Raw genomic sequence first — 25,599 nt, forward strand, 5'->3', positions numbered from 1 at the left:
GAGCCTGTTGCTAGGCAACAACCTTCTTGGCGGAGGTGTCAGAAGGCAGGGAGTCCTTGGCAACCTTGACCAGGGCAGCGAAAGCGTTGGCGTCGGAGACGGCCAGCTCTGCCAGCATGCGGCGGTCAACCTCGACCTCAGCGGCCTTCAGGCCCTGGATGAGGCGGTTGTAGGTCAGGCCGTTGGCGCGGGAAGCCGCGTTGATGCGCTGGATCCAAAGGCGGCGGAAGTCGCCCTTCTTCTTCTTGCGGTCGCCGTAGCTGTACACAAACGAGTGCAGCAGCTGCTCTTTGGCCTTGCGGTACAGGCGTGAACGCTGTCCACGGTAGCCCTTTGCGCGTTCAAGGATAACCCGGCGCTTCTTGTGGGCGTTGACCGCCCTCTTCACACGTGCCACGTGCGTACTCCTTCGAAAATTCTGATCCCAAGCATCTACTGCCGGAGGTCCGGCGGCCTGAGAAGGCTGTTTGGCAGGTGACCGACACCAGGTGGTGTTCAGTCAAAGAACTTGGAAATTAGATGCCGAGCATCTTCCGGATGACCTTGGCGTCGCCCTTGAAGACGATCTTGTCGCCGGCGAGGCGACGGGTCAGGCGGCTGGACTTGTGCTCCAGGTAGTGGCGGCGGTTGGCCTGCTGGCGGCGCAGCTTGCCGCTGCCGGTCAGCTTGAAGCGCTTCTTAGCACCACTGTGGGTCTTCATCTTCGGCATGGGAACCGATCTCCTTACGTGTCCGCAGGCGGTGCCTGCAGTTCTATCGCGCAGCCTCCCCGGCGGGGGTGGCATGCTGGTTGCTGACTGCCGGAAGCCGGAGCTTCCCACAGCTGTGAACTACGTGGTCTTCTTACCGGCCGGCTTCGGCGCTGCCTTGGGAGCAGGGCGTGCGGCGGGCTTGGGCGCGGCGGGCCTGGCCACCGGCTTGGGCGGCGCAGGGACAGCAGCAGGCTTCGGCGCAGCAGCCGCTGGCTTGGGAGCCGCAGCCTTTTCCGCCGGCTTGGCAGCTTCCTTGGGAGCGGCCTTCGGAGCCGGAGCAGCCTTGGGCGCGGCGGCCTTCGGTGCTTCCTGCTTCGGAGCAGCCTTGGATGCTGCCGGCTTTGGTGCCGCCTCCTCGGGAGCTTCCTTTTCCTTAGGGGCTTCCTCAACAACCGCGGCAGGTTCGACGGCGGCAGCCGGCTCCTGCGGTTCAGCCTGGGGAGCTTCGGGTTCCGTGGATACGGTGAAGCCCTCCGGGAGCAGGTCCGCGAGCGACTGCGTCATGGGTGCCTGGTCGTCGCCCGAAACGTCAACCCGGCCCGAAGCCTTGGCTTCGTTCTGGGCCTTCGCCTCAGCCCGCTGCGTGGCGCGGCGTGCTTCAGCCTTGGCTTCCGCCTTGTTCTTCAGCGGACCGACCACCATGACCATGTTGCGGCCGTCGATGCGCGGGCTGGACTCAACCACGCCCACCTCGGCAACATCGTCCGCGAAACGCTGGAGCAGGCGGATGCCCATTTCGGGGCGCTGCTGCTCACGGCCGCGGAACTGGATCATGGCCTTGACCTTGTCCCCGGCGCCGAGGAAGCGCAGTGCGTGGCCGCGCTTGGTCTCGTAGTCGTGGGTGTCGATCTTCAGGCGAAAGCGGATTTCCTTCAGAACAGTGTTGGTCTGGTTCTTCCGGGCTTCGCGTGCCTTAACCGCGGCCTCGTACTTGTACTTGCCGAAGTCCATCAGCTTGCACACCGGAGGCTTGGCCTGAGGTGCAACTTCAACGAGATCAAGGTCGGACTCGGCAGCCAGACGCAGGGCATCCTCAATACGGACGATGCCTACCTGTTCACCTGCAGGGCCGACCAGCCGCACCTCGGGGACGCGGATACGCTCATTGATTCTTGGCTCGCTAATGTTAAAGCTCCTGTGTTGTTGTGGGATCCGGCAAAAGGAGAAGGCCCCCGACTGCCGGAGCAATCGAAGGCCTCTAAAGATCGGAACAGGTCCCCTAAGGAACTGCGTGCAGGTCCACGGCGTAAGCCGTTGACCATGCCCAACCAGGTACCCGGCAACCTTGCGTTCCGGGATGATCCTGCTGGACATCCGAAACAACGGCCGACGCGGGTGGGAGAGAACTCCGCTTGCAAACTGCATGCCATTCTACAGAAAAAATCCCCGCCAGTGCTGCGAAGCGCCGGTGGGAACCTGTTGTCCTGAAATAACGACATCCAGTCGGTCTGTGTCAAGCTTACCAGTATGAGCACCCCAGACAGTAATTCACACGTTTTCGAGCCCGTGGGCGCGGCCGCCGACGTCTCGCAGGAGATCCGCGACATTTCCGAGGTCCCGGCCATCGAGGTCATCACCACCGCGGCCGTCCACCTCATGAGCGCCGCCGCCGTCAAGCTGGGCCTGGCCGCCGAGGACAACGCCGAGGAACTCAAGGACCTGGACGAGGCCCGGAAGCTCATTACGGCCCTCGCCGGACTGGTCACCGCCGCCGCACCGGAAATCGGCTCGCAGCACGCCGGCCCGTTGCGCGACGGCCTCCGCTCGCTCCAGCTGGCATTCCGGGAAGAATCGCTGATCCCCGATGCCCCGGGGAAGGGTCCGGGCGAAAAGTACACCGGCGCCGTCAACTAGCCCAACACCCCCGAAGTACCCCCGACTCCCCCCAGTTTTCGTCCACTTAGAGGGCTTGAGAAAGCGCTTTAAGGCCTCTAAGTGGACCAAACTCCTGGCGGGGTCAGTTGGGGGCGGTTGTCCGGCGGCGGCGCACCTGCTGCAGGATCAGCCCCGCCACACACAGCACCACCCCGGCAATACCGACGGCCGTGAAGCCGCCGGAAGGCCCACGGCCGTCGATGAACACACCGGCCAATGGAGCACCCAGCGCCACGCCCGCCGTCAGTGCCGACCCATACCAGCCCATCGCCTCGCCCCGACGTTCCTCGGACACCAGGTCCGCCACCTTCTCGGAGGCTGACGACAGCACCGGAGCGCACAGGAGGCCCGGCAGGATTGAGGCCAGGGCCAGCGTCCAGGTATCCGTGGCGAAACCCATAGGAACCGTGAGCGCGGCCATGCCCAGCAGCAGCAGCGTCGGCGAGACGGGACGGTGCATGGCGCCATAGATCAACCCGCCCACCACCGACGCGGCGCACCAGAACAGGAAGACGATCCCGATTTCGCTTTGCCGTCCTCCGGTTTCCAGCGCCGCGACGATTCCCACGTCCGTTCCGCTGAGCACCATTCCCGTCCCGGCAGCCACGGCAAACAGCGCAGCCACGGAAGCGGTGAACCAGGCGAAGTTGTGCGCCACCCTGGTGCGGAACGCACGACGGCGTCCCGGTCCGCCGCCCGCGGCGGCATCGTCGCTTTCGGCGCCAGCCGGCACCAGCTCCGCCGCGGCCTCCTGCACGTGGGCCGGCGCGGCAGACACCACCGCGATTTCGGCAGCGTGCAGCAGCTCCCCTGCGCGCTCCGCCGTTGGCTCTGCACTGCGGGTGGGCGGATTGAACCAGATCAGGAACAACCCAGCCAGCGAGGTGGAAATCCCTACCGCCGTCAGGCCAGCAACAGTGAAGCCGCTGGTGGCAATAATGGCGCCGGCGGCCGGGCCGATCATGAAAACCACTTCGGTGCTGATGGCATCCAAAGCGAAGGCGGTGCGGCGCTGTTCGCCGTCGGCCAGGACGCCCAGGGACTGGCGCACCACGCTGAAGATCGGCAGAGTGAGCAGGCCACCTGCGAAGACCAGCGGCAGCAGCCACTGATAGCTCACGTGCGGGACCGCTGACCAGACCACAGCCTCAGACACCACCGACGGAATGAGGGCGCGGCGCAGGCCCACGGTGTCCACGCGCCGTCCGCGCCACGGAGCGCCAACCGCGATGCCGATGGTCATGACGGCCGCCGCTGCCCCGGCGGCGGCGTACCCTTCTCCGAGCGAGAGCACGATGTGCAGGGTGAGCAGGACTCCCGCAGCCGAGTGGGGGACGCGGGCCACCATGCCCACCAACAGGAGGCGCCGGATGGGGCGCACCGCCAGCAGGTGCCGGTAGAGGGCGAAATTCACGAAGGTTTCCTTACGGTCTGCCGCGGCAGGCCGGGAGGATCTCCGCCCCGCACTGCCGCTAGTTGAGGGCCCGCCTCAGCTTGATCTCCATCGAATCGACCCGTTCCCCAAACAATACATTCCGGGACCACTCCTGCTGGAGGGACGCCACGAGCTGCTGCAGGGCGCCTGCATCCAGGCCATCTTCGAGGTACAGGACCACCTGCAGCTCCGGGCCCGGGCCGCCCCCGGCAAGGACTGCACCGTCCGCCGTCCGGCTGGCCACGCCCCCGCCGGGCAGCAGCTCAATGCTCCGGACGGCCGGGAAGGCGGAGGCAGCGTGCCCCAGTTCCGGTGCGAGGGCCGGATCAGCGTAGCTGGGCACCCACTCGTGCTGCTGCGCCAGAGCCCACACAGCCGGCCGGCGGATGACGAAGGTCACCGGAGAGCCCGGGTCCAGCACCATCAGTTCGGCACCTTCGGCGACGGCGGACAACGCAGCGCGGGCCGCGTACACCGCGACAGGCCGGGCGTCCGGGTGCCATGCGGTGAGGGCAGCGGCCGAGGTGAATGCCGGCAGGGCGGCCCGTCCGTCCGGCGCCTTAAGTGTCACCAGGGCCATGTCGGCCTGTTTGTCCGCCTGGAGGCCATGGCCGCCGTCCGCCTCATCGGCGAGTTGGGCGACGATTGGAATGAAGACGCGCGCCGTGGCCAGGGAGCGCACCACCGCTGCTTCGTCTCCGCTCCCCTCACGCAACCGGCCGACGGCGGCGAGGTACCCGGCGTCGGCCGCTCCGTCGTCGTCCTCGAAGTTATGGATTTTGGCGTCATCCCCCGCGAGGCTGCGGCCCGCCCAGGGGCGTCCGGCCGAATCGGCCGTGCCGCCGGCACCTGCCAGCGCGGCCGCGATATGGCCGGGCAGGTGGCGTGGGGCCGGGGCTCCGGAACCGTCACTGGACATGGCTGGGGTCAACGCCGTCCGGCGACGTCGAGCGCCTCGGGCAGGGTGAAAGCGCCCGCGTACAGCGCCTTGCCAACGATGGCCCCTTCGACGCCGAGCGGCACGAGGGAGCGCAGGACCTTGAGGTCGTCCAGGCTGGAGATGCCGCCGGATGCCACCACGGGCTTGCCGGTCTTTTCCACCATCTGGCGCAGCAGTTCGACGTTGGGACCCTGGAGGGTGCCGTCCTTGGTCACGTCGGTGACCACGTAGCGGGCGCAGCCGGCCTCTTCGAGGCGGCCCAGGACGTCCCAGAGGTCCCCGCCTTCCTTGGTCCAGCCGCGGCCGGCAAGGGTGGTGCCGCGGACGTCAAGGCCGACGGCGATTTTGTCGCCGAAGCGCTCGATGGCGCGGCCGGTCCACTCGGGGTTCTCCAGCGCCGCGGTGCCGAGGTTGACGCGCGCCACGCCGAGGCCGAGGGCGGCTTCGAGTGTTTCGTCATCCCGGAGGCCGCCGGAGAGCTCAACCTTGATGTCCAGCCGGCCCACCACTTCACGCAGGAGATCAGCGTTGGAGCCGCGGCCGAAGGCGGCGTCGAGGTCCACCAGGTGCACCCATTCGGCGCCCTGCTCCTGCCAGTTCAGGGCCGCTTCGAGCGGCGTGCCGTAACTGGTTTCGCTGCCCGCCTCGCCCTGGACCAGGCGCACGGCCTGCCCGTTGACGACGTCGACGGCGGGCAGCAGTTCGAGGACCGGCAAATCGTTAGCGGTGGTCATGTTCATCCTTAGTCAGGTAGGCGGGGCGGTTGCGGGCCAGGCGGCCGGCAGCGTCAACAGGTAGGCGGCGAGCAAAGCCATGCCCGCCAAAACGTAGAAGGAGACTTGCGTCCAGAGCGGCTTCCCCTGCTGGCGGAATGCCAGGGCCCCGCCCACCAGGAGGCCGGCAAGCCCCATCAGGACGATGGACCACATCTAGGCGCCGCCGGCCGCGGGCGCAGCGCTGCTGCCGGTCCCGGAGTCCGCGGGCCTGCGGAGGGCTTCCACCCAGTTGCGCAGCAGCCGGGCACCTGCGTCGCCGGATTTTTCCGGGTGGAACTGGGTGGCGCAAAGGGGTCCGTTTTCCACGGCGGCAATGAACGGTGCGCCGTGCTCGGACCAGGTCACCAGTGGTGCGGCCATGCGCGGCTGGACGACGTCGAAGTTCCATTCCTGCACGCCGTAGGAGTGCACAAAATAGAAGCGCTCATTTTCGACGCCGGCGAAGAGCCGGGATCCCTCGGGAACCTTGACGGTGTTCCAGCCCATATGCGGGACCACGTCCGCCGGCAGGTGCTCCACCTTGCCGGGCCATTCACCCATGCCTTCGGCCTCAGTACCGTGTTCGACCCCGGCTTCGAACAGGACCTGGAGCCCCACACAGATTCCCAGGACGGGACGACCGCCGGCAACACGGCGGCCAATCAGACGGATTCCGTCCACGGCCTTGAGCTCGCGCATGACGGTTTCGAAGGCGCCTACGCCCGGAACCACCAGGCCGTCGGCGTTCAGGACGTCCTCAGGCCTGGCGCTGAGGGTGACCTCGGCGCCCGCCCGTTCCAGGGCCCGGACGGCGGAGCGGACATTGCCCGAGCCGTAATCCAGGACCGTGACCGTGGGTTTTCCCTCCGGGGAGTGCAGCTTCCGTGACGCCGACGGGTCCAGGATGGCGCCGTCCTTCAGGACCTGGCCGCTCACAGGGCGCCCTTGGTGGAAGGAATGCCCTCGACGCGGGGATCCGGCTCCACAGCAGCGCGAAGTGCGCGGGCGAACGCCTTGAACTGTGCCTCGACGATGTGGTGGGGGTCGCGGCCCGCGATGACGTTCATGTGCAGGCAGATCCCTGCGTGCAGAGTAATCGCTTCGAAGACGTGGCGGGTCAACGACCCGGTGAAGTGGCCGCCGATGAGGTGGTATTCCTGGCCAGCCGGCTCGCCCCCGTGCACCAGGTAAGGCCGCCCGGAAACGTCAACCACGGCATGGGCCAGTGCCTCGTCCAGGGGCACGGTCGCTTCGCCGAACCGGCGGATGCCGGCCTTGTTCCCGAGTGCGGTACGGAGGACCTCGCCGAACGTGATGGCTACGTCTTCCACCGTGTGGTGAACATCGATGTGGATGTCTCCGGTGGCTTTGACCGTCATGTCGATCAGCGAGTGCTTGCACAGCGCAGTCAGCATGTGGTCGTAGAAGGGCACGGATGTGTCGATGTCCGAAACGCCGGTGCCGTCGAGGTTGATCTCCACGAGTACGGACGACTCACTGGTGGCACGCTCCATGCGGGCGGTCCGGGAGACGGCTGCATTCGATCCGGTGGAACTCATGGTCAAAGTGTCCTTTGGGGAAGATAGGTGGTCAGGGCGCGGGGCGCCGCTCTTCCAAGTCTAGGCCGGTAGCGCTGCCTGCCGGGTGAGGATGCTTTCCAGCGACTCCAGGAAAGCTGTGGTTTCAGTCTCAGTTCCTGCCGTGACGCGCAGGTGGCCGGGGATTCCGACGTCGCGGATCAGGACACCCGCCGCAAGAAGCTCCTGCCAGACCTGGTGCGGATGGTCGAGACCGCCGAAGAAGACGTAGTTGGAGTCCGACGCGGCCGGCTTGAGGCCCATGCGGCGCAGTTCAGTAACGATCCGGTCCCGCTGCTTCTTGATGTCTTCGACGTCCGCCATCAGCGCTGCGCGGTGTTCCAGTGCAGCCAGTGCCGTCGCCTGCGTCACGGCGGAGAGGTGGTAGGGAAGGCGGACCAGGCGCAGGGCATCCGTGACTTCCGGAGCTGCAGCCATGTAGCCGAGGCGCGCCCCTGCCAGGGCAAACGCCTTGCTCATGGTGCGGGATACGATCAACCGCTCACGGCCGGGCAGCAGCGTCAGAGCACTCGGCGTCCCGTCGTGGGCAAACTCGTGGTACGCCTCGTCCACGATCACGATGGTTTGGCTGTCCTCGCCGGCACGGTACACCTCCTCCACGACGTCGAGTCCAAGGCCGGTACCGGTGGGGTTGTTCGGCGAGCAGAGGAAGACGATGTTGGGCTGCAGTTCCTTCACCTGCCGGGCAGCGGACTCGGCAGTGAGGCCGTAGTCGTCCGCGCGCTGTCCCGCGATGTAGCGGGTGTCCGTACCACTGGCCAGCAGCGGATACATCGAGTAGGTGGGGGGAAAGCCCAGCGCGGTGCGGCCGGGGCCGCCGAAGGCCTGCAGGATCTGCTGGAGAACTTCGTTGGAGCCGTTGGCGGCCCAGATGTTTGAGGCGTCCAGCCCGTGGCCGAGGTAGTCGGCCAGTGCCGTGCGGAGTCCGTTGAATTCCCGGTCCGGGTACCGGTTCAGCCCTGTGGCGGCCCGGGCAACGGCCGCGGTGATGGCCGCCTGCACATCCGCAGGAACGCCATGGGTGTTCTCGTTGACATTCAGGAGAATGGGAACATCCAGCTGCGGGGCCCCGTACGGAGTGAGGCCGCGGAGGTTCTCGCGGAGCGGAAGCCGGTTCAGTCGTTCTAGCTGGTCATTCACCTGAACAGTTTAGTGCCCGTGCCGGGGACCGGAAAATGTGACAATAAGCCGGCCCTGCTGCCCTGCACCGGGGATCCCGTCATCCTGCCGGAACGAACAGCTGCTGGCCCGGGATGACAGGCCCGCCGGAAAGGTTGTTCAGCTGGACGATGTCCGCCACCACGTCCCTGGCGTCGCGGTCCGGGGCCAGGCTGCCGGCGATGCTCCACAGGGACTGGCCCGGCTGGACCGTCACGGTGACCGTCGGCGTGGCCACGAGGTCCGCTGCCGAGTCTGAGGCCTTGGCGGGCGAATTGAAGAATCCGGCCATGGACAGCAACAGCGCAGCAAGCAGGATCAGCGGGATGCCGATCAGCACTACCCGGCCCCGGCGCGTAAGCCTCAGCGGCGGCAGGGGCGCCTGCGCCCGGCCTGCTGAAGCAGAGGCGTGCCGCGCGGAAACTGACAAGTGATGAGCGGAAATAGCTGACATGGACTGAGCCCTCCTGGACCGTACTGTGCTGCCCGGAATGTTCCCGGCCGCCGCATCCTTCCCAACTTCGAAGATGATCTTCGAACGACGATTGCAGTGACTAGAACACATATTCGAACTTTACTGATTCAGTTTTAGCACTTATCAACGAACAATGTCGAGACTCGCTAGAACAAATGTTTGAAAAAGCCCTGTGGCTGGCCTAGCTTTGAAGACAAGAACAACCACGCGGAAAGTTGATCAGCCGGGTCTGACAATTTGGGCGGGACCATCACGGCCGGAGCCAGAGCAAGCGGACCGGTGGCAACCGAAGGGCATTGGCAAACATGGCAGCAGCAGCGGCCGGAGGCAGGGCACTCCCGCAGGCAAAGAAGGCCGCCAAGGGCCTGACCGCCCGGCAGAAGAAGATCCTCGAAACCATCCAGCGCTCCGTCAACGACAACGGTTATCCGCCCTCAATGCGCGAGATCGGGGACACGGTAGGGCTGGCCAGCCTCTCCAGCGTGACGCACCAGCTCTCACAGCTCGAAAAGCTGGGCTACCTCCGCCGGGATCCCAAACGGCCCCGCGCCATGGAAGTGCTGATGCCGCTGACGCTGGGCGGCGCGCCCGGCAGCGGAGCCCCGTCCGCTGAAAGCCCGGCGCCGGGCTCCATTTCCGCTTCTGTCACCGAACTGCCTACCGCGCTGGACACGGCCATGGTCCCTTTGGTGGGCCGGATCGCCGCCGGCGGGCCCATCCTTGCGGAGCAGGTGGTGGAGGACGTCATGCCCCTCCCCCGCCAACTGGTGGGCCAGGGCGAGCTGTTCATGCTGAAGGTCGCCGGCGACTCCATGGTGGATGCGGCCATATGCGATGGCGACTGGGTAGTGGTTCGACGCCAGGCAGACGCGGCCAACGGGGATATCGTGGCGGCCCTCCTGGACGATGAAGCCACCGTCAAGACCTTCCGGCAGCGCGACGGCCACACCTGGCTGCTGCCACAGAACACCCAGTACGAGCCAATCCTTGGCGACCACGCCACCATCATGGGCAAAGTGGTGTCCGTCCTGCGTTCCCTCTAGGATGCGTGCCCTCTAAAGGGGCGCTCCGCGGCCAGCCTTACCGGGCCAGCCGTTCGAGCGCTGCCACCGCCGTCTTGCGGTCGGTAGTGGGCCAGAACGGCGGCAGGGCTGCGCGCAGGAAACCGGCATAGCGTTCAGTGGCCAGCCGGGAGTCCAGGACTGCCACCACGCCCTTGTCGTTCGTAGACCGGATCAGTCGCCCGGCCCCCTGTGCCAGGCGGATGGCCGCGTGCGTGGCCGAGACCGCCATGAACCCGTTCCCGCCTGCCTGCGCCACAGCCCGGGACCGTGCCGTCATGAGCGGATCGTCCGGCCGTGGAAAAGGAATCCTGTCGATGACAACCAGGCGGCAGGAACCGCCTGGCACGTCTACGCCCTGCCACAGCGACATGGTGCCGAACAGGCAGGTATCGGGTTCGTCCGCGAACTGCTTCACCAGGGCCGTCATCGTGGATTCGCCCTGGCAGAGGACGGTCATTCCCAGCTTGGGCCTCAAGGCATCGGCTGCTTCCTCGGCCGCACGCCGGGAGGAGAAAAGGCACAGGGCGCCGCCGCCGGAGGCGCGGATCAGGGCCTCGAGTTCGTCCAGCGCCTCCGGGGACACACCGCGCCCGGGCTTTGGCAGGTGGCCCGCCACGTAAAGGATCCCTTGCCTGGGGTAGTCAAAGGGTGAGCCCACGTCCACGCCGGTCCAGCTTGGTGCTCCCTGGCCCACCAGCCCCAGGCCTCCGGCGGCAGGCTCAAACGCTGAACCGATGGCAAGTGTGGCTGAGGTGAGAACCACCGTATGGTCCGCAAACAGGCCCTCGCGTAGCTTGCCGGCCACCGAAAGCGGCGCCACGTTGATCAGTACCGGCGCCGAATCGTCCGGCTGGGAGTAGCCCTGTCCCGGGTCAAAGGTGCTTGCCCGGGAAAACCAGACCACCTCCCGGTTTTCGCGTGCAGCCAGGAGCCGCTCGCACAGTTCCAGGATGAGCATCAGGCGGGACCTCGCAAGCTGGCGCCCGCCGTCGGCCGACTGGCTGCCGTCGCCCTTGGAGTCGGACAGCGCGGCGCGGCAGGCCTCACGGAGCTGGTCCACGCAGTCCAGCTGCTCGTCATTGAGGCCGTTGGGAAGCAGCCCTCCGGGCGCGCCGGCCAGGGCAGCCTCAAGGTTGGCCGCAGCGGCGTTCAGCGCGTCCACCGTGATGGCGGTGTGCTTGCGCGCCCCGGAGGCAGCGGCATGGACCATGGCCACGGACAGCTGTCCGGACACGGCGCCGGTCACCCTGTCCTGCAGTTCGTGGGCCTCGTCCACCACCACCACGTCGTACTCGGGAAGGACTGCCAGGCCCTCGAAGGCGCTCACGGCCAGCATGGCGTGATTGGTCACCACGATGTCCGCGGAGGCCGCATCGTGCCGTGCAAGCTCGCTGAAGCACTCCTCGGCCAGCGGACACTTCTGCGCGCCGAGGCATTCCATGGACGTGACGGACACCTGGCGCCAGGCGCGGTCCGTGACCCCGGGCAGCAGTTCATCACGGTCCCCCGTGGCGGTTTTGGCCGCCCATTCGCGCAGCCGGACCACTTCCTTGCCCAACTGCGAGGACGGTCCGCCCACGGCCGCGGCGAAGTGCGGCACACTGGTGTCCTCGCCCAGCGAGAACAGCTGGCCTTCCGTGGGCTCCTCGGACGGGAACCCGCCCTCAAGCTTATGCCGGCAGACGTAGTTGGACCGTCCCTTGACGAGCGACACCTTGACGGGCCGCTCCAGCGCCGGTGTGATCGCCTTCAGCAGCCGCGGCAGGTCCCTTCCCACGATCTGTGTCTGCAGCGCCAGGGTGGCGGTGGACACGAGGGCGGGCTTGTTGCTTTCCAGGGCGTGCGCAATGAGCGGGATCAGGTAAGCCAGGGACTTGCCCGTGCCCGTTCCTGCCTGGACAAGAAGGTGCGTCCCCGTTTCGATGGCCTGGGCCACCTGCCTGGCCATCTCGTGCTGGCCAGGCCTGCTTTGTCCCCCCATGGCCTCGACGGCGCGGTCCAGCAGTTCGGTCACGAACTGTCCGCCCGCCGTCTTCGTGGCGCCGGGCGCGGCGTCAGTCATTTGTGACGAACGGTTCCAGCTCGGCCGCGAGGCCTTCGCGGACCATCACCACGGCGCGTGTTCCCGATTCTATGTGGTCCACGCTGATGATTTCGGCATCGGATTCGTGCAGCTTGCTGATCAGGTCGCCCCGGTTGTAGGGAATGAGCAGCTCGAGCTTGACGCTGGGCCGGGGAATCGAATCGCTGATGGCCTTGAGCAGTTCAGCAATGCCTTCGCCGGTGCGGGCCGAGACCACCACATGCCGCGGTTCGCGCTGCTTGAGCCGCTCCACCACGAACGGGTCCGCTGCGTCCGCCTTGTTCAGGACAATGATTTCGGGCACCTTGCGGGCGTCAACCTCGCTGAAGACCTTGCGAACGGCGGCGATCTGCCCCTCGGGGTCGGGGTGCGAAACATCCACCACGTGCAGGATCAGGTCAGCGTCCGCCACCTCTTCCAGCGTGGAGCGGAATGCTTCCACCAGCTGGGTGGGCAGCGAGCGGACAAAGCCCACTGTGTCCGCCAGTGTATAGCCCAGCCCGTCAGCTGTTTCGGCCTTGCGCACCGTGGGATCCAATGTGGCGAACAGGGCGTTCTCCACCAGGACGCCGGCGTCCGTCAACCGGTTCAGCAGCGACGACTTTCCGGCGTTCGTGTACCCGGCAATGGCCACTGACGGGACGGCATTACGACGGCGGTTGGCGCGCTTGGTCTCGCGCGCAGGCTTCATCGCGGCGATTTCACGCCGCAGTTTGGCCATGCGGGTGCGGATCCGCCGGCGGTCCAGTTCGATCTTCGTCTCACCGGGACCGCGGGAACCCATACCGGCCGCAGCGCCGCCCACCTGGCCACCGGCCTGGCGGGACATCGACTCGCCCCAGCCGCGCAGGCGCGGCAGAAGGTATTCGAGCTGGGCGAGTTCCACCTGCGCCTTGCCTTCGCGGCTCTTGGCGTGCTGGGCGAAGATGTCCAGGATCAGCGCCGTACGGTCAATGACCTTGACCTTGACGATGTCCTCAAGTCCACGTCGCTGCGACGGGGCCAACTCAGCGTCCACCACCACGGTGTCCGCGCCGGTGGCCATCACGATGTCCTTGAGCTCCTGCGCCTTTCCGGAGCCCAGGAATGTGCCCGGATCAGGCTTGGCCCGCCGCTGGACCAGGCCGTCGAGGACCTCGGAGCCGGCGGTTTCGGCGAGGGCAGCCAGTTCGCGCAGCGAATTCTCGGCGTCCGCGAGGGTGCCCTCCGACCAAAGGCCGGCCAGGACCACCCGCTCCAGGCGGAGCTGCCGGTATTCGACCTCGGTGACGTCCTCGAGTTCGGTGGAAAGGCCCGCAGTGCGGCGCAGTGCGCGCCGTTCTTCGAGGTCCTGCTGGTCGCCGTCGTACTCGCTGTGCTCTTCGTCCAGGCGGGAGATCGCCTGGGCCTTGCCAAGCACGGCCCCGCCATCGCCGCGGCCGTTGTCCGGCATGCTGGTCCCGGCAGGAACGTCCTTGGAAAGGATCCGGTCGATCACGGCCTGAATTTCCTGCGGACTCATGTCCTGGGCGGCGGGATCGGATCCGGTGTTGGGCTGGCTGGTCATGGTCTCCTTTGAAGATTCGGCAGTTCCAGAATAATGCTGATTGGTCTGAAGTGGTGAAGTATTCGCGCTGGGCTGACGGCCTGCGGACATGCAGTACTCCTGGTCTTTGCGGCCGCCCGATCGGGCAGACGGCAGGAAAGCCGCCGGAGGGGCGGCCGTGATTGAGCAGAGATTGAAGGGCCGGGAACAGCGCGGAAAACCAGCCTGAAGCTGTCTTTCGAGTATTGTCCGGCTGCCGGACGGGACGGTGGACGCCGGTCCGGTGCACGAGCGGAAGGTGGGGGCACCTGCATCGCTGGTGGGACATGGTCCGGGGAGGGCGGAGCCCGCGCCGGCTACTCGAAGATCAGGAACATGCCTTCAAGGGTAGCAGAGGGGCTTTCCCCGGGTTTCCCTTTACGCTGCAAGGGGAACTACTCTGGCCAGTTATGGAGTCTGCACACTATTTCAGCGCGTCACCCGCCGGCCCGTTCACCAGGAAGCCGCTGACGGTGGAACTCGCCGGGGAAACGCGCAGGCTCCACGCCTCAAGCGGCATCTTCAGCCCGGACGGAATCGACAAGGGAACGGCCGTCCTCCTGGCCAATGTTCCTGCGCCGGCGCCCACCGGAAACTTATTGGACATCGGCTGCGGCTGGGGTCCGGTTGCCCTGACCCTGGCGCTGCGGGCACCGCACGCGCGGGTGTACGCGGTGGACGTCAATGAACGCTGCATCATCCTGACCAATGAAAATGCCGAAGCCTTGGGATTGGACAACGTCACTGCGTCCACCCCGGAGGAAGTGGACCCGGAACTTCGCTTCGACACCATATGGTCCAACCCGCCCATCCGGATCGGCAAGGACGAACTGCATTCGCTGCTGAAGCTGTGGCTGCCGCGCCTGGCCCCGGGCGGGACCGCCTGGCTGGTAGTCCAGAAGAACCTCGGATCAGATTCGCTGCAGCGCTGGCTGGCGGCGGAACTGGATGACTCGTTCACGGTTACCCGCGAAGCAACCGCAAAGTCGTTCCGCATCCTGAAAGTCAGGAAAGCGTCCCTGTTGCCACAATGACAGCCGGCCCGCTGAGCTCGACGTGTTCGTGGCCGCCGGCGCCCGGAAAGAACTTAACGCCCACGGTGCCTCCCGGCACGTGCACCTGCCACTCGTCCGGCGCCTCGGCACCGGCCCAGTGCCGGATGGCAACAGCAGCCGCGCAGGCGCCGGTCCCGCAGGACTGTGTCTCCCCCACACCGCGTTCATGCACGCGCATGGTTACCGAACCGACGCCGGCGTGCACCAGCGGTTCGGCAGGAACGACGAATTCCACGTTGGTGCCGTTTGCCGGGAGGGGATCCACTGAAGGTGCGGTGAAGAGCCTGGTTCCGGCCAGTTCGTCGAGTTCGGCGAGGGCCACCACGGTGTGTGGGTTGCCCATGCTGACGGACAGCGCAGGGCGGGGCACCTCCAGCCCATCTGCCGTGACCAGGGAATCCATGGACCGCGCGCTGGCTTCGCCCGGGAAGATGAAGGACCAGGGGCCCATGTCCACGGCGTAGTCGTCGCCGGTCCGGACCACGGTCTTCACGCCTCCCCGGGTGCCAATGGTGAGCGACCCGCCGTCGGGCAGGTCGATCAGGCCCTCCGTCCGCAGGAAGTGGACGAAGACGCGCACCCCGTTTCCGCACATTTCCGAGAGCGAGCCGTCACCGTTGCGGTAGTCCATGAACCATTCGGCCTCCGGCGTGGTGGCCATCAGGTCGCGGCCCTCCGGAAGGAACCGCGACGGTACGGCGCGGATCAGGCCGTCGCCGCCAACGCCGCGGTGCCGGTCGCACAGCGCAGCTGCCTGCTCTGCGGTAAGTTCCTGGAGGCCTTCCGGATCGGCCACCAAAACGAAGTCATTGCCGGTCCCATGCCCCTTGGAAAAGCGCAATCCGCCCAGCGTGCCGAGGACGGTTTCGATGGGCTGGGCGGGGGTGTTTTCCATGGTTCCAAGCGTACCGGCCGTGGGCTGCCCGGCTGAAACCACTCAGTGCGGGTCAAGGAGAGGCTGCTTCCCCGCTAGATGCAGCGCGCTGCCGCCTTCTCCACCAGGTCCGGGTCCTGCCACCCCATCCACTGGATGCGCGGGTCTGCGCGGAACCACGTGAGCTGTCGGCGGGCGAACTGGCGGGTGGCCACGATCGTTTCCTCGGCAGCGTGTTCCACGGTGGCCACGCCGTCAATCACCTTCAGGAACTGCGAGTACCCGAGGGCACGGGAAGCGGTCTTCCCGTTGCGCAGCCCCAGGGCGTCCAGCCGCCGGACCTCCTCCAGCAGCCCCCGGTCCACCATGGCGTGTACCCGGGTTGCCAGTCGTTCCCTGAGCAGCACGCGATCCACCTCCAGTCCCACCTGAACTGCGGGCTGGAAGTACTCCCGCCGTGGCATGAACGAGCTGAACGGCCGGCCCGTGAACTCGTGCACCTCAAGGGCACGGATAATGCGGCGGGCGTCCGAAAGCCGGCCCGCGGAGACAGGATCCACAGCACGCAGCTTTTCGAGCATGGCAGAGCTGCCGCGGGCAGCCAGTTCGGCCTCGAGCCTGGTCCGGACCGCGGGGTCCGTCCCCGGGAATTCCAGAACGTCCAGGGCTGCGCGGACATACAGGCCGGAGCCGCCGGCGAGGATGGCGCGCCGGCCGCGGCCGTGGATGTCCGCGATCAGTTCCCTGGCCTGCACCTGGAAGTCGGAGACGCTGGCCTCCTGGGTAATGTCCAGGGTGTCCAGGAGGTGGTGCGGGACTCCGCGCCGCTCCGCCGCCGTGATTTTTGCCGTGCCGATGTCCATGCCGCGGTAGAACTGCATGGCGTCCGCATTGATGACTTCCCCGCCCAGGCGCAGGGCGAGGCTGACAGCGAGATCGGACTTTCCGGAGCCGGTGGGACCGACGACGGCGATGACTGGCGGGGTGCGCACCTGTCAGGGAGTGCGCAGCGGCAGTGAGGGCATTCCCAGGGAGACGCCCTTACGGCCGGCGCCTGCACCCGGCGCAGGGACGCCGCAGGAGTCTGCCTGCGACCTGTCCCAGGCGTCGCCGGCCCGTGAGCGCCGGAGGCTGTAATCCTCCGGCGTGGGGTCCGCCACCAGGTGGAAGGCGGCGGCCTCGGTGATGGTGACCGTGACGAGATCTCCCGGGCGTGGCGCGGGCGCACCGTCCGGAACGGAGAAATGCACCAGGCGCTGGTCCTGGGACCGGCCGGACAGCCGGTGGGTTTCCTCCGCCTTACGGCCGGACTGGGCGGTGACCATGACTTCCACCCGTCGGCCCAACTGCTTCCGGTTCTCCTCGGCGGCGATCCGGTCCTGCAGGGCGGTGAGCCGTTCGAACCGCTCCTGCACAACGGCCTTCGGCAGCTGGTCGGGCAGGCCGGCTGCCGGAGTGCCCGGGCGCTTGGAGTACTGGAAAGTGAAGGCCGTTGCGAAACGTGACTGCTCCACGACGTCCAGGGTGGCCTGGAAGTCCTCCTCGGTCTCCCCGGGGAATCCGACGATGATGTCGGTTGAGATGGCCGCGTGCGGGATCCTTTCCCGGACTTTGTCCAGGATCCCCAGAAATTTGGCCGACCGGTAGGACCGTTTCATCGCCCGCAGGATGCTGTCGGAGCCGGACTGCAACGGCATGTGCAGCTGCGGCATGACATTGGGTGTTTCCGCCATCGCATCGATCACGTCGTCGGTGAAAGCTGCGGGGTGCGGGCTGGTGAAGCGGACGCGTTCCAGGCCATCGATCTCCCCGCAGGCGCGCAGGAGCTTGGAGAATGCCAGCCGGTCGCCGAATTCCACGCCGTAGGAGTTCACGTTCTGGCCCAGCAGAGTGACTTCAATGGCGCCGTCGTCCACAAGTGCCTGGATCTCCGCGAGGATGTCCCCGGGACGGCGGTCTTTTTCCTTGCCGCGAAGGGCCGGGACGATGCAGAAAGTGCACGTGTTGTTGCAGCCCACGGAGATGGAGACCCAGCCGGAGTAGACCGAGTCGCGCTTGGTGGGAAGCGTGGACGGGAAGACGTCCAGGGATTCCAGGATCTCCAGCTGCGCCTCGTTATTATGCCGGGCACGGTCCAGCAGCGCGGGCAGGGCGCCGACGTTGTGGGTGCCGAAGACGGCGTCCACCCAGGGCGCCTTTTTGAGAATGGTTTCGCGGTCCTTCTGGGCCAGGCATCCCCCCACCGCGATCTGCATGCCGGGATTGGCGGCCTTGATCGGCGCCAGGATCCCGAGGTTGCCGTACAGCTTGTTGTCGGCGTTTTCCCGGACCGCGCAGGTATTGAATACCACCACGTCCGCCTGCTCGTCGTCAGCAGCTACGTAGCCAGCATCCTCGAGCATGCCCGCCATGCGCTCGGAGTCGTGCACGTTCATCTGGCAGCCGAACGTGCGCACCTGGTAGGTGCGTGGCCTGGGCGCGGCATCGTGCGGCAGGGCCACGGCCTCTTCGGAGGGCTGGGCACCGGAAAAGGAGGAAGGAATGGTCAAACTCACCTGTTAAGGGTACCGGCTGTTACAAGTACGTGTTTGTGGTCCTTAATCGGGGTCCGGGGCTCCTGCGGCTTCGAGGACCTCGTTGACAATCCTGAATGCCTGGGAGGGCTGGTAGCCCTTCCGGGCAAGCATGGAGGCGAGGCGCCGGGTGTTCTTGTCCCGCACGGTTCTGTCGTGCAGGTCCACGCCGGGTCGGAGCTTTCGCTCCACCAGGGCCCGGGCGGCATCCTCCTCATCGGAGTCGGAAACCTGGGCCAGCGCGGCATCGGCAGCTTCCTGGTCGATGCCCTTGTCCGCCAGCTCACGCCGCAGCGCACCCCGGGCGAGCTTGCGTGACTGCGCCCTGCTCCGAACCCACATGGCGGCGAACTCGGCGTCGTCGATCAGTCCGGCGGCCTGGAACCTGTCCAGGACCGCCTCCGCCACGTGTTCCGGAATGTTGCGCTCCGCCAGCTTCCGCGCCAACTGCAGCCTGCTCTTGGCCGACGCTGTCAGTTGCCGATAGACGATGGTTTGGGCCACTGAAACGGGGTCCGGCTCGGCGTTGCTGGATCCCGGCGCGGGGTCACCGTTCCCATTCAAGGACTAGAACCCGTCAACGGCCTTCAGCTTGGGCGAGTCCTTGGCGTCCGCCTCGGCTGGCTTGACGCCGACCCCAAGCTTTTCCTTGATGAGCCGTTCGAGCTCCGCGGCCAGTTCCGGGTTGTCCCGCAGGAACCGGCGGGAATTCTCCATGCCCTGGCCCAGCTGGTCGCCGTCGTACGTGAACCAGGAACCGGACTTCTTGATAATGCCGTGTTCCACGCCCATGTCGATGATGCCGCCCTCGCGGGAAATGCCCTGACCGTAGATGATGTCGAACTCGGCGATCTTGAAGGGCGGGGCCATCTTGTTCTTGACGATCTTGGCCTTGGTGCGGTTACCGACGGAGTCAGCGCCCTCCTTGAGCGTCTGGATACGGCGGACGTCGATACGAATGGAAGCGTAGAACTTCAGGGCCTTACCACCGGTGGTGGTCTCGGGGGACCCGAAGAACACGCCAATCTTTTCGCGCAGCTGGTTGATGAAGATGGCGGTGGTCTTGGTCTGGCTTAGGCGGCCGGTGATCTTACGCAGCGCCTGGCTCATGAGGCGGGCCTGGAGGCCGACGTGGCTGTCGCCCATGTCGCCCTCGATTTCGGCCCGGGGCACCAGGGCGGCCACGGAGTCGATCACGATAACGTCCAGGGAGCCGGAGCCCACCAGCATGTCCATGATTTCCAGGGCCTGCTCACCGGTGTCCGGCTGGGAGACCAGGAGCGCATCCGTGTCCACGCCCAGCTTGGCGGCGTACTCGGGGTCCAATGCGTGTTCGGCATCGATGAACGCTGCGATGCCTCCCTGGCGCTGGGCGTTGGCCACGGCGTGCAGCGCCACGGTGGTCTTACCGGACGATTCCGGTCCGTAGATCTCGATGACGCGTCCGCGGGGCAGGCCGCCAATTCCCAGCGCAACATCCAGTGCGATGGAGCCTGTGGGGATGACTTCGATGGGTGCGCGCACCTCATCGCCCAGCCGCATGACCGAACCTTTGCCGAACTGCTTATCAATCTGGGCGAGAGCTGCTTCCAGCGCTTTTTCGCGATCCGGGGCTGCGGCCATGGTTGACACCTCTAATGCTTTCTCGATGGTGGCCTCAGCGGCCGTTTGTTGGTCATCTCTGACGCTAAGGGGAACCACTGACATTCAGCCCGGATGGGATCGGCTATGTGGATAACCCGCTGTTCCCAGCATAGCTTTATCCGAACAGGTATTCGAAGAACCGGGCGGGCGTGTCAGTCGCGGCGCGGTGTGATGTCCCTCCCCAGGCGGCGCTCGTCGGGGACGTCCTGGACGTCGCACACGGCGAGCCACACCCTGCGCGGTTCCACTCCGGCCGCCAGCGCCTGGTCCGCGGTGCGCCCGCCCACTCCGGCGAGGACCAGGGTGCTGCTCAGCACCCGGGAGTAGCCCGCACCGAACTCGTCATCCATTAGCCGCCAGTAGTCGCTGATTCGCACCGGTAAATCCTCTCATGTTCCCGGAGCCTAGACTTGTTGCCATGAGCAACTCCCCTGATGCCCCGCAAACGGGTTCCTCGCCGGATTCCGCCGCGGGCGAGGCGACGGTGGACGAGGTCCTCCAAAGTGTTGAACACCAGCTCAGCCTTTTCTGGCGGCGGGCCAGGGCCATCTCCAACCAGCTCTCCCGCCAGGTGCATCCGGACATGGAACCGGCGGCCTACGGACTGTTGACGGTGATCCGCCGCGAGGGCCCGATCCGGCTCACGGACCTGGCCATGAACATCGGCGTGGGCAAACCGTCCGTCAGCCGGCAGATCGCGTTCCTCGAAAGCATCGGGCTCGTATCCAAGGAAGCGGATCCCCAGGACGGCCGCGCCCAGTCCATCCGGCTGACCGCAAAAGGCGAAGAAAAGATGCGCCAGGTCCAGGACGCCCGGCAACAGGTGTTCCGCGAGCGTCTGGGTTCCTGGCCGGTCTCTGACCTGCAGGAACTGGCCCGCTACATTGCCAGGCTGAACTCCACCTATGAAGGCGACGGATTCCCCCGCGACGCCGGAGCCCAGGATTCGGGCGGATCAGGCACGCAGTAGGAAATGCGTGCAATTCGACACGCCAAAGCCCCCGGCAGCGCCGGGGGCTTTGGTACCGTCCCTGCCTGCCGGCAGCCCTAGCGGGCGCCGGACAGCAGACCGGTAGCGAGTTCGTCGGTGAGTTCCGCGTTCAGGTCGCGGCCGTACCGCTGGGAGAATTCCTGCGGGACGGTGTCCGGCACGGTGACGCCTTCGGCCACTGCAACGCGGTCGCTGACTTCCCGGAGCATGCTGGACAACGGAACGTCCAGGGCCGTGCAGATTGAGGACAGCAGCTCGGATGATGCTTCCTTCTGGCCGCGTTCAACTTCACTGAGGTAACCCAGAGAGACACGGGCACTGTGCGAAACTTCACGGAGCGTACGCCCCTGACGCTGGCGGACATCGCGCAGGACATCACCGATTTCGTGACGAAGTACAACCATCTTGCGCTCCTTCTGTTCGCTCTTGCCCTGATCGGCGAGGCCCACATCCTTCCAGCGGACAACGCCGTTTACGGATACGGGCTGCTTTACCATCTGTATCGCCTTGCTCCCTCATTGGTCGGGTCCGCCGCAGCGAACCGTCGTGGTCATTTCATCCTAGGCGCCTCCCATCCCGGGAAGCGACACAATGTAATAACTAATCGGTACCGGCTTTTGTTCCCGGCTACTTGACTCCCGGTAACTTCTGCCGCGCAGCCATCGGCCGCAACATGCCGCGGCTCAGCCGGCCAGGGCCTCAAGCAGCCGTTCCAGCGCGGCGGCGCAGGCCTGGCCCCGGATGTCGGCGCGGCTGCCGGTGAACGAATATTCAAACGCCACACTGCCTGACGCGGTGGCGACTCCCACATACACCCGGCCCACCGGCTTGCCGTCATGCTCCTCCGGCCCGGCCACGCCCGTGGTGGAGATACCGATGTCCGCGCGGAGGGATTCCCGGACGCCTGCCGCCATGGCGGCCGCAACGTCCGGATCCACGGACCCTGCACCGGCCAGCAGCTCGCCGGAAACGCCCAGGAGCGTCTCCTTGACGGCATTCTGGTATGCCACCACGCCGCCCTGCAGCATCCCGGAAGCACCCGGGGTGTCCGCCAGCACCGCGGCAAGCATTCCAGCGGTCAGCGATTCGGCGGTGGCGACGGTCCGGCCGGCAGCAATCGCGTTTTCCACGGCCTGCGCCGCGAGGTGATGGAGGTTGCTCAAGTGGGCTCCTGTTCCTTGGCCGCCTGGGCGTGCCGCCTGCCTTCGGCGCGCAGGCGAAGCGCCTGGACAACGTATTCGACGCCGGTCCACACGGTGATGGCAACGGCCGCCATCATCACGGCAAAGGCTACCCACCCCAGCCAGGGCGCGATAACGCCCAGCGGCAGCAGGTACAGGAAGATCGCGGCTGTCTGGACCACGGTCTTGAGCTTGCCGCCGCGCGATGCCGGGATGACTCCATACCGGATGACGAAGAACCGCAGCCCGGTAATACCCCACTCCCGGACCAGGATCACCAGCGTGGCCCACCACGGCAGTTCGCCGAGCACCGACAGCATGACCAGCGCCGATCCGATGAGCAGCTTGTCGGCGATGGGGTCGGCTATCTTGCCGAAGTCGGTGACGAGGTTGCGGCTCCTGGCAATGTCGCCGTCGAGCTTGTCCGTGTAAATCGCGACGGCGAACGCGGCCACCGCCGCCCAACGCCAGGGTCCCGCCTCGCTGTCGGGCCCGGGAGCGTCAGCGATGAGGAACCAGACGAAGAAGGGCACCAGCGCGATGCGGAGCATGGTCAGGACGTTGGGAAGGTTCCAGACCCCGGCACGGCCACGGCCGGCGGCGGTTGCATCAGTGCTAGTCACGTTTCTAGGCTACCGTCCCTGGGCTAACGCCCGGTGAGGGACCAGGCGTCCTCGGAGCCGTCGTCGTCCTCCCCGTAGCCTCCCGGCGCCGAATCGGAGCCATCGTAATACTCGACATTTTGTTTCCGCTGGTCCAGGTCGGCCGCGACCAGGTCTTCGGCATAGCCTCCCTGGGGGATGTTGGCGTTGGCGTTGTCGCTGAGCGCCGCCGTCTGGGAGTCGGGCGTTGCCGGTGCTTCCTGTCCCTTCATCGCGGCCAGGACGGGGGCAAGGTCGTCCGGCTTGACCAGGACGTCACGGGCCTTGGACCCTTCGGACGGCCCAACCACCCCACGGGACTCCAGCAGGTCCATGAGCCGGCCGGCCTTGGCGAAGCCTACGCGCAGCTTGCGCTGGAGCATCGAAGTGGAGCCGAACTGCGTGGTGACCACGAGCTCAGTTGCCTGGAGCAGCACCTCGAGGTCGTCCCCGATGTCATCGTCGATCTGCTTCTTGGGGGCCTCCGCGGCGACGTCGTCACGGTAGCTGGCCTGCAGCTGCCCCTTGACGTGTTCCACCACCTTATGGATCTCTGACTCGGTTACCCACGCGCCCTGGACACGCATGGCCTTGGAGGCGCCCATCGGCAGGAAGAGCGCGTCACCCTGGCCGATCAGCTTTTCAGCGCCGGGCTGGTCGAGTACCACGCGGGAGTCCGTCACCGAGGACGTGGCGAAGGCCATGCGGGACGGCACGTTCGCCTTGATGAGGCCCGTGACGACATCCACGGAAGGCCGCTGGGTGGCAAGGACCAGGTGGATGCCGGCGGCGCGCGCCAACTGGGTGATGCGGACAATCGAGTCTTCCACGTCGCGGGGCGCCACCATCATCAGGTCCGCGAGTTCGTCCACGATCACCAGCAGGTAAGGGTAGGGCCGGATGACGCGTTTGGAGTCCGGCGGCGGCTGGACCTTGCCGGCGCGGACTGCCTTGTTGAAGTCGTCGATGTGCTTGAAGCCGTAGTTGGCCAGGTCGTCGTAGCGTGCGTCCATTTCACGGACCACCCACTGCAGCGCTTCGGCGGCTTTCTTGGGGTTGGTGATGATCGGGGTGATGAGATGCGGGACGCCCTCGTAGGCTGTCAGTTCCACGCGCTTGGGGTCCACCATGACCATGCGCACTTCGTCCGGGGTTGCCCGCATCAGGATCGAGGTGATCATGGAGTTCACGAAGGAAGACTTACCGGCACCGGTGGCGCCTGCCACCAGCAGGTGGGGCATTTTCGCAAGGTTGGCCACCACGTAGCCGCCCTCCACGTCCTTGCCCACGCCCATCACCATGGGGTGGTCGGTGCGCCGGGCGTTCTGGCTACGTAGGACGTCGCCCAGGGACACGGTTTCGCGGTCCGTGTTGGGAATCTCGATGCCGATGGCGGACTTGCCGGGAATGGGGCTCAGGATCCGCACGTCGCTGGAGGCGACTGCGTAGGAGATGTTCTTGGACAGGGCGGTGACCCGCTCCACCTTGGTGCCTGGCGCCAGCTCGATCTCGTAGCGGGTCACGGTGGGGCCGCGGCTGAAGCCCGTGACGGTGGCGTCCACGTTGAACTGCTGGAGGGTATCCGTCAGCGCGGCGACGACGGCGTCATTGGCTTCCGTGCGTTCCTTCGGAATGGACCCCGGGGTCAGGAAGTCCGAGGCCGGCAGGGTGTAGGTGACGTCGCCGGCCAGGGAGAGCTGCTCCGTCCGCTGCGGGATGGGCGTGGGCGGCGGTGCGGGGCTGACTGGGTTCGCGGGCACCCGCGGGGCGGCAGGGGCCGCCCCCGCCGCAGCCATCCCCGGGGTGATCATGGGGATGGCTTCGGTGGCGTTCCCGTCTGCCGGGGCCCCGGCGCCCAGGCCCTGCGCGGCCTTGATCTTTTCGACGGCGATCTCCGCCTGGGTGGGCCGCCGCACGCCGGGAGCCGGCTTGGGCGGTTGTGGCTCGTCGTCGTCAATGACTGCGTGTTCAAAGGCCTCGTCGCCAACGTAACCCTCGAGTCCGGCGTCGGGCTCTTCATCCTTGCCGAACATCCGGCGCCGCTTCTTCTTGGGCGCCGCGGGCGGGGTGCGTTCCAGGTAGCTGCGGTCGTGGCCGTCTTCGGGGTCCTGCTCGATCAGGTCGATGCCCATGAGGTGCTCGTACGCGCCCCGCAGGCGCCGCGGAATCGCAGTAAACGGCGTGGCCGTGATGATGAGCAGGGAGATGAATGCGAGGATCCCATAAACCACCAGCGGCACCGCGGGGTGGATGGCCGCGAGCGGCGATGCGGCGAGGAAGCCGAGCATGCCGCCGGCCGCGCGGAGACCGTCGAAGCCCTGGGCCACCGTGGGCTGCCCGCCCAGGACGTGGGCCAGGCCGGAGCCGGCGAAGGTCATGATGAGGAAACCGATGCCTACCCGGTTGTTGCCGCGCCCGTCGGAGGGCTGCCGGAACAGCCTGAACGCGCAGACGAACAGGATCAACGGAAGCAGGAGCGCCATCCAGCCGAACGTGCCGTTGACCACGGCGTGGACGGCGTCCGGGAACCAGCCCGTAAGCCCCCACCAGGCGAAGGTGGCGATGAAGACCGCGAGCACCAGATTGAAGAGCGCGGCCCCGTCGCGGCGCTCCTCGGCGGGGAGATCGCTGACGTCATGTCCGATGCGCCGGACTCCCCCGCCCACCAGGTGGCCGATTCCCAGCCACGCTCCGCCCACCACGCGCAGCAGCCACGGCTGGTGGTGTTCGACGGCGGGAAGCGCGCGGGTGCGCGAAGAGCCTGCCGGGGTTCCCGACCGGCCAGGCCTGGAGGCGGTGCCGCGGCTTCCCGCGCCGCCGGATTTCGTGGCGGAGCTGCCCCTGCCTGATCCCTTGGGCGCGGAAGTAGTACGTGTGGCCATACTGCCACGCTACCGGAAGCAGGGCCTCATTCCGCGGATTGACGGGCTTCCCCGCCTGT

General features: G+C 66.6%; 27 protein-coding genes. 4 read left to right on the forward strand and 23 right to left on the reverse strand.

Annotated features, from left to right (window positions below; all coding sequences use genetic code 11):
* Positions 1 to 10: 10 nt before the first annotated feature.
* From rplT to infC, 3 genes are all read right to left on the reverse strand, one after another.
* On the reverse strand, positions 11 to 397 hold the full coding sequence (gene rplT / locus ACIQCN_RS07985; protein WP_400606343.1) for a 50S ribosomal protein L20: 387 nt from the start codon (positions 395 to 397) through the stop codon (positions 11 to 13).
* Positions 398 to 515: 118 nt separating this feature from the next.
* The gene (gene rpmI, locus ACIQCN_RS07990; RefSeq protein WP_009358635.1) at positions 516 to 710 is read right to left on the reverse strand and encodes a 50S ribosomal protein L35; all 195 of its coding nucleotides are present in this window, start codon (positions 708 to 710) and stop codon (positions 516 to 518) included.
* A 120-nt stretch (positions 711 to 830) separates the two neighbouring features.
* Positions 831 to 1,835 (reverse strand): translation initiation factor IF-3, encoded by a 1,005-nt coding sequence (infC, locus tag ACIQCN_RS07995; RefSeq protein WP_400606340.1) that lies wholly within the window; start codon positions 1,833 to 1,835, stop codon positions 831 to 833.
* Between the two features lie 384 nt (positions 1,836 to 2,219).
* On the opposite strand from infC, the gene ACIQCN_RS08000 reads away from it, so the two are divergent.
* The gene (locus tag ACIQCN_RS08000; protein WP_400606338.1) at positions 2,220 to 2,606 is read left to right on the forward strand and encodes a DUF1844 domain-containing protein; all 387 of its coding nucleotides are present in this window, start codon (positions 2,220 to 2,222) and stop codon (positions 2,604 to 2,606) included.
* A 103-nt stretch (positions 2,607 to 2,709) separates the two neighbouring features.
* On the opposite strand, the gene ACIQCN_RS08005 is transcribed toward ACIQCN_RS08000, so the two are convergent.
* From ACIQCN_RS08005 to ACIQCN_RS08040, 8 genes are all read right to left on the reverse strand, one after another.
* Complete coding sequence (locus ACIQCN_RS08005) at positions 2,710 to 4,041, reverse strand: MFS transporter (protein ID WP_400606335.1); 1,332 nt, start codon at positions 4,039 to 4,041, stop codon at positions 2,710 to 2,712.
* A gap of 58 nt (positions 4,042 to 4,099) precedes the next feature.
* The gene (locus ACIQCN_RS08010) at positions 4,100 to 4,981 is read right to left on the reverse strand and encodes an SseB family protein (protein ID WP_400610328.1); all 882 of its coding nucleotides are present in this window, start codon (positions 4,979 to 4,981) and stop codon (positions 4,100 to 4,102) included.
* An 8-nt stretch (positions 4,982 to 4,989) separates the two neighbouring features.
* Positions 4,990 to 5,736 (reverse strand): bifunctional 1-(5-phosphoribosyl)-5-((5-phosphoribosylamino)methylideneamino)imidazole-4-carboxamide isomerase/phosphoribosylanthranilate isomerase PriA, encoded by a 747-nt coding sequence (gene priA, locus ACIQCN_RS08015; RefSeq protein ID WP_400606331.1) that lies wholly within the window; start codon positions 5,734 to 5,736, stop codon positions 4,990 to 4,992.
* Between the two features lie 12 nt (positions 5,737 to 5,748).
* Positions 5,749 to 5,931 carry a hypothetical protein gene (locus ACIQCN_RS08020; RefSeq protein ID WP_400606328.1) on the reverse strand — a complete coding sequence of 61 codons (183 nt, stop codon included), beginning with the start codon at positions 5,929 to 5,931 and terminating at the stop codon, positions 5,749 to 5,751.
* Entirely contained in the window at positions 5,932 to 6,693 is a 762-nt protein-coding gene (hisH, locus tag ACIQCN_RS08025) for an imidazole glycerol phosphate synthase subunit HisH (protein ID WP_400610330.1), read from the reverse strand.
* A complete protein-coding gene (hisB, locus tag ACIQCN_RS08030; protein WP_400606324.1) occupies positions 6,690 to 7,316 on the reverse strand; it encodes an imidazoleglycerol-phosphate dehydratase HisB in 627 nt (208 codons plus the stop codon). The genes hisH and hisB overlap by 4 nt, the downstream gene beginning before the upstream one ends.
* Before the next feature lie 60 nt (positions 7,317 to 7,376).
* Positions 7,377 to 8,495 (reverse strand): histidinol-phosphate transaminase, encoded by a 1,119-nt coding sequence (locus tag ACIQCN_RS08035; RefSeq protein WP_400610332.1) that lies wholly within the window; start codon positions 8,493 to 8,495, stop codon positions 7,377 to 7,379.
* Positions 8,496 to 8,574: 79 nt separating this feature from the next.
* Entirely contained in the window at positions 8,575 to 8,943 is a 369-nt protein-coding gene (locus ACIQCN_RS08040; protein WP_400606320.1) for a LysM peptidoglycan-binding domain-containing protein, read from the reverse strand.
* Between the two features lie 350 nt (positions 8,944 to 9,293).
* On the opposite strand from ACIQCN_RS08040, the gene lexA reads away from it, so the two are divergent.
* Complete coding sequence (lexA, locus tag ACIQCN_RS08045) at positions 9,294 to 10,031, forward strand: transcriptional repressor LexA (protein WP_400610334.1); 738 nt, start codon at positions 9,294 to 9,296, stop codon at positions 10,029 to 10,031.
* Between the two features lie 37 nt (positions 10,032 to 10,068).
* Here lexA and ACIQCN_RS08050 read toward each other — a convergent pair whose 3' ends face one another.
* Together ACIQCN_RS08050 and hflX are read right to left on the reverse strand one after the other, a co-directional pair.
* Positions 10,069 to 12,114, reverse strand: coding sequence for an ATP-dependent DNA helicase (locus ACIQCN_RS08050; protein ID WP_400606315.1), 2,046 nt, complete (start codon positions 12,112 to 12,114; stop codon positions 10,069 to 10,071).
* The gene (gene hflX, locus ACIQCN_RS08055; RefSeq protein ID WP_400610336.1) at positions 12,107 to 13,681 is read right to left on the reverse strand and encodes a GTPase HflX; all 1,575 of its coding nucleotides are present in this window, start codon (positions 13,679 to 13,681) and stop codon (positions 12,107 to 12,109) included. Before hflX ends, ACIQCN_RS08050 begins: the two co-directional genes overlap by 8 nt.
* A 428-nt stretch (positions 13,682 to 14,109) precedes the next feature.
* On the opposite strand from hflX, the gene ACIQCN_RS08060 reads away from it, so the two are divergent.
* Positions 14,110 to 14,733: a class I SAM-dependent methyltransferase gene (locus tag ACIQCN_RS08060; RefSeq protein WP_400606311.1), complete on the forward strand. Its 624-nt coding sequence runs from the start codon at positions 14,110 to 14,112 to the stop codon at positions 14,731 to 14,733.
* On the opposite strand, the gene dapF is transcribed toward ACIQCN_RS08060, so the two are convergent.
* From dapF to ACIQCN_RS08090, 6 genes are all read right to left on the reverse strand, one after another.
* Positions 14,705 to 15,649, reverse strand: a complete 945-nt coding sequence (gene dapF, locus ACIQCN_RS08065; RefSeq protein WP_400606309.1) for a diaminopimelate epimerase — start codon at positions 15,647 to 15,649, stop codon at positions 14,705 to 14,707. The genes ACIQCN_RS08060 and dapF overlap by 29 nt on opposite strands.
* Positions 15,650 to 15,723: 74 nt before the next feature.
* Positions 15,724 to 16,620 (reverse strand): tRNA (adenosine(37)-N6)-dimethylallyltransferase MiaA, encoded by an 897-nt coding sequence (gene miaA / locus ACIQCN_RS08070; protein ID WP_400610338.1) that lies wholly within the window; start codon positions 16,618 to 16,620, stop codon positions 15,724 to 15,726.
* Between the two features lie 3 nt (positions 16,621 to 16,623).
* Positions 16,624 to 18,183 carry a tRNA (N6-isopentenyl adenosine(37)-C2)-methylthiotransferase MiaB gene (gene miaB / locus ACIQCN_RS08075; RefSeq protein ID WP_400610340.1) on the reverse strand — a complete coding sequence of 520 codons (1,560 nt, stop codon included), beginning with the start codon at positions 18,181 to 18,183 and terminating at the stop codon, positions 16,624 to 16,626.
* A 42-nt stretch (positions 18,184 to 18,225) separates the two neighbouring features.
* Positions 18,226 to 18,705: a regulatory protein RecX gene (locus tag ACIQCN_RS08080; RefSeq protein WP_400610342.1), complete on the reverse strand. Its 480-nt coding sequence runs from the start codon at positions 18,703 to 18,705 to the stop codon at positions 18,226 to 18,228.
* 63 nt (positions 18,706 to 18,768) lie between these two features.
* On the reverse strand, positions 18,769 to 19,824 hold the full coding sequence (gene recA, locus ACIQCN_RS08085; RefSeq protein WP_400606300.1) for a recombinase RecA: 1,056 nt from the start codon (positions 19,822 to 19,824) through the stop codon (positions 18,769 to 18,771).
* Positions 19,825 to 19,997: 173 nt separating this feature from the next.
* Positions 19,998 to 20,222 carry a DUF3046 domain-containing protein gene (locus ACIQCN_RS08090; protein WP_400610344.1) on the reverse strand — a complete coding sequence of 75 codons (225 nt, stop codon included), beginning with the start codon at positions 20,220 to 20,222 and terminating at the stop codon, positions 19,998 to 20,000.
* 41 nt (positions 20,223 to 20,263) lie between these two features.
* Between ACIQCN_RS08090 and ACIQCN_RS08095 the strand changes: the two genes are divergently transcribed.
* Entirely contained in the window at positions 20,264 to 20,815 is a 552-nt protein-coding gene (locus tag ACIQCN_RS08095) for a MarR family winged helix-turn-helix transcriptional regulator (RefSeq protein WP_400610346.1), read from the forward strand.
* A gap of 77 nt (positions 20,816 to 20,892) precedes the next feature.
* Here ACIQCN_RS08095 and ACIQCN_RS08100 read toward each other — a convergent pair whose 3' ends face one another.
* The 4 genes from ACIQCN_RS08100 to ACIQCN_RS08115 all read right to left on the reverse strand — a co-directional run bounded on the left by ACIQCN_RS08100 (position 20,893) and on the right by ACIQCN_RS08115 (position 25,540).
* On the reverse strand, positions 20,893 to 21,333 hold the full coding sequence (locus ACIQCN_RS08100; RefSeq protein ID WP_400532148.1) for a helix-turn-helix domain-containing protein: 441 nt from the start codon (positions 21,331 to 21,333) through the stop codon (positions 20,893 to 20,895).
* Between the two features lie 186 nt (positions 21,334 to 21,519).
* Entirely contained in the window at positions 21,520 to 21,999 is a 480-nt protein-coding gene (locus ACIQCN_RS08105) for a CinA family protein (RefSeq protein ID WP_400606293.1), read from the reverse strand.
* Positions 21,996 to 22,640: a CDP-diacylglycerol--glycerol-3-phosphate 3-phosphatidyltransferase gene (gene pgsA, locus ACIQCN_RS08110; protein ID WP_400606291.1), complete on the reverse strand. Its 645-nt coding sequence runs from the start codon at positions 22,638 to 22,640 to the stop codon at positions 21,996 to 21,998. The genes ACIQCN_RS08105 and pgsA overlap by 4 nt, the downstream gene beginning before the upstream one ends.
* 23 nt (positions 22,641 to 22,663) lie before the next feature.
* Entirely contained in the window at positions 22,664 to 25,540 is a 2,877-nt protein-coding gene (locus ACIQCN_RS08115; RefSeq protein WP_400606289.1) for a DNA translocase FtsK, read from the reverse strand.
* Positions 25,541 to 25,599: the final 59 nt, after the last annotated feature.

Origin of the sequence: Pseudarthrobacter sp. NPDC092424, from assembly GCF_044754925.1 — a bacterium.
GTDB lineage: Bacteria > Actinomycetota > Actinomycetes > Actinomycetales > Micrococcaceae > Arthrobacter.

Bases quoted from the DNA above. Each gene is read 5' to 3' on its own strand.
- recA (WP_400606300.1), bottom strand. From the start codon at position 19,824: ATGGCCGCAGCCCCGGATCGCGAAAAAGCGCTGGAAGCAGCTCTCGCC.
- ACIQCN_RS08000 (WP_400606338.1), top strand. From the start codon at position 2,220: ATGAGCACCCCAGACAGTAATTCACACGTTTTCGAGCCCGTGGGCGCG.
- priA (WP_400606331.1), bottom strand. From the start codon at position 5,736: ATGACCACCGCTAACGATTTGCCGGTCCTCGAACTGCTGCCCGCCGTC.
- ACIQCN_RS08010 (WP_400610328.1), bottom strand. From the start codon at position 4,981: ATGTCCAGTGACGGTTCCGGAGCCCCGGCCCCACGCCACCTGCCCGGC.
- ACIQCN_RS08050 (WP_400606315.1), bottom strand. From the start codon at position 12,114: ATGACTGACGCCGCGCCCGGCGCCACGAAGACGGCGGGCGGACAGTTC.
- ACIQCN_RS08095 (WP_400610346.1), top strand. From the start codon at position 20,264: ATGAGCAACTCCCCTGATGCCCCGCAAACGGGTTCCTCGCCGGATTCC.
- hisB (WP_400606324.1), bottom strand. From the start codon at position 7,316: ATGAGTTCCACCGGATCGAATGCAGCCGTCTCCCGGACCGCCCGCATG.
- rpmI (WP_009358635.1), bottom strand. From the start codon at position 710: ATGCCGAAGATGAAGACCCACAGTGGTGCTAAGAAGCGCTTCAAGCTG.
- dapF (WP_400606309.1), bottom strand. From the start codon at position 15,649: ATGGAAAACACCCCCGCCCAGCCCATCGAAACCGTCCTCGGCACGCTG.
- ACIQCN_RS08100 (WP_400532148.1), bottom strand. From the start codon at position 21,333: ATGGTAAAGCAGCCCGTATCCGTAAACGGCGTTGTCCGCTGGAAGGAT.
- ACIQCN_RS08060 (WP_400606311.1), top strand. From the start codon at position 14,110: ATGGAGTCTGCACACTATTTCAGCGCGTCACCCGCCGGCCCGTTCACC.
- hflX (WP_400610336.1), bottom strand. From the start codon at position 13,681: ATGACCAGCCAGCCCAACACCGGATCCGATCCCGCCGCCCAGGACATG.
- ACIQCN_RS08115 (WP_400606289.1), bottom strand. From the start codon at position 25,540: ATGGCCACACGTACTACTTCCGCGCCCAAGGGATCAGGCAGGGGCAGC.
- ACIQCN_RS08020 (WP_400606328.1), bottom strand. From the start codon at position 5,931: ATGTGGTCCATCGTCCTGATGGGGCTTGCCGGCCTCCTGGTGGGCGGG.
- lexA (WP_400610334.1), top strand. From the start codon at position 9,294: ATGGCAGCAGCAGCGGCCGGAGGCAGGGCACTCCCGCAGGCAAAGAAG.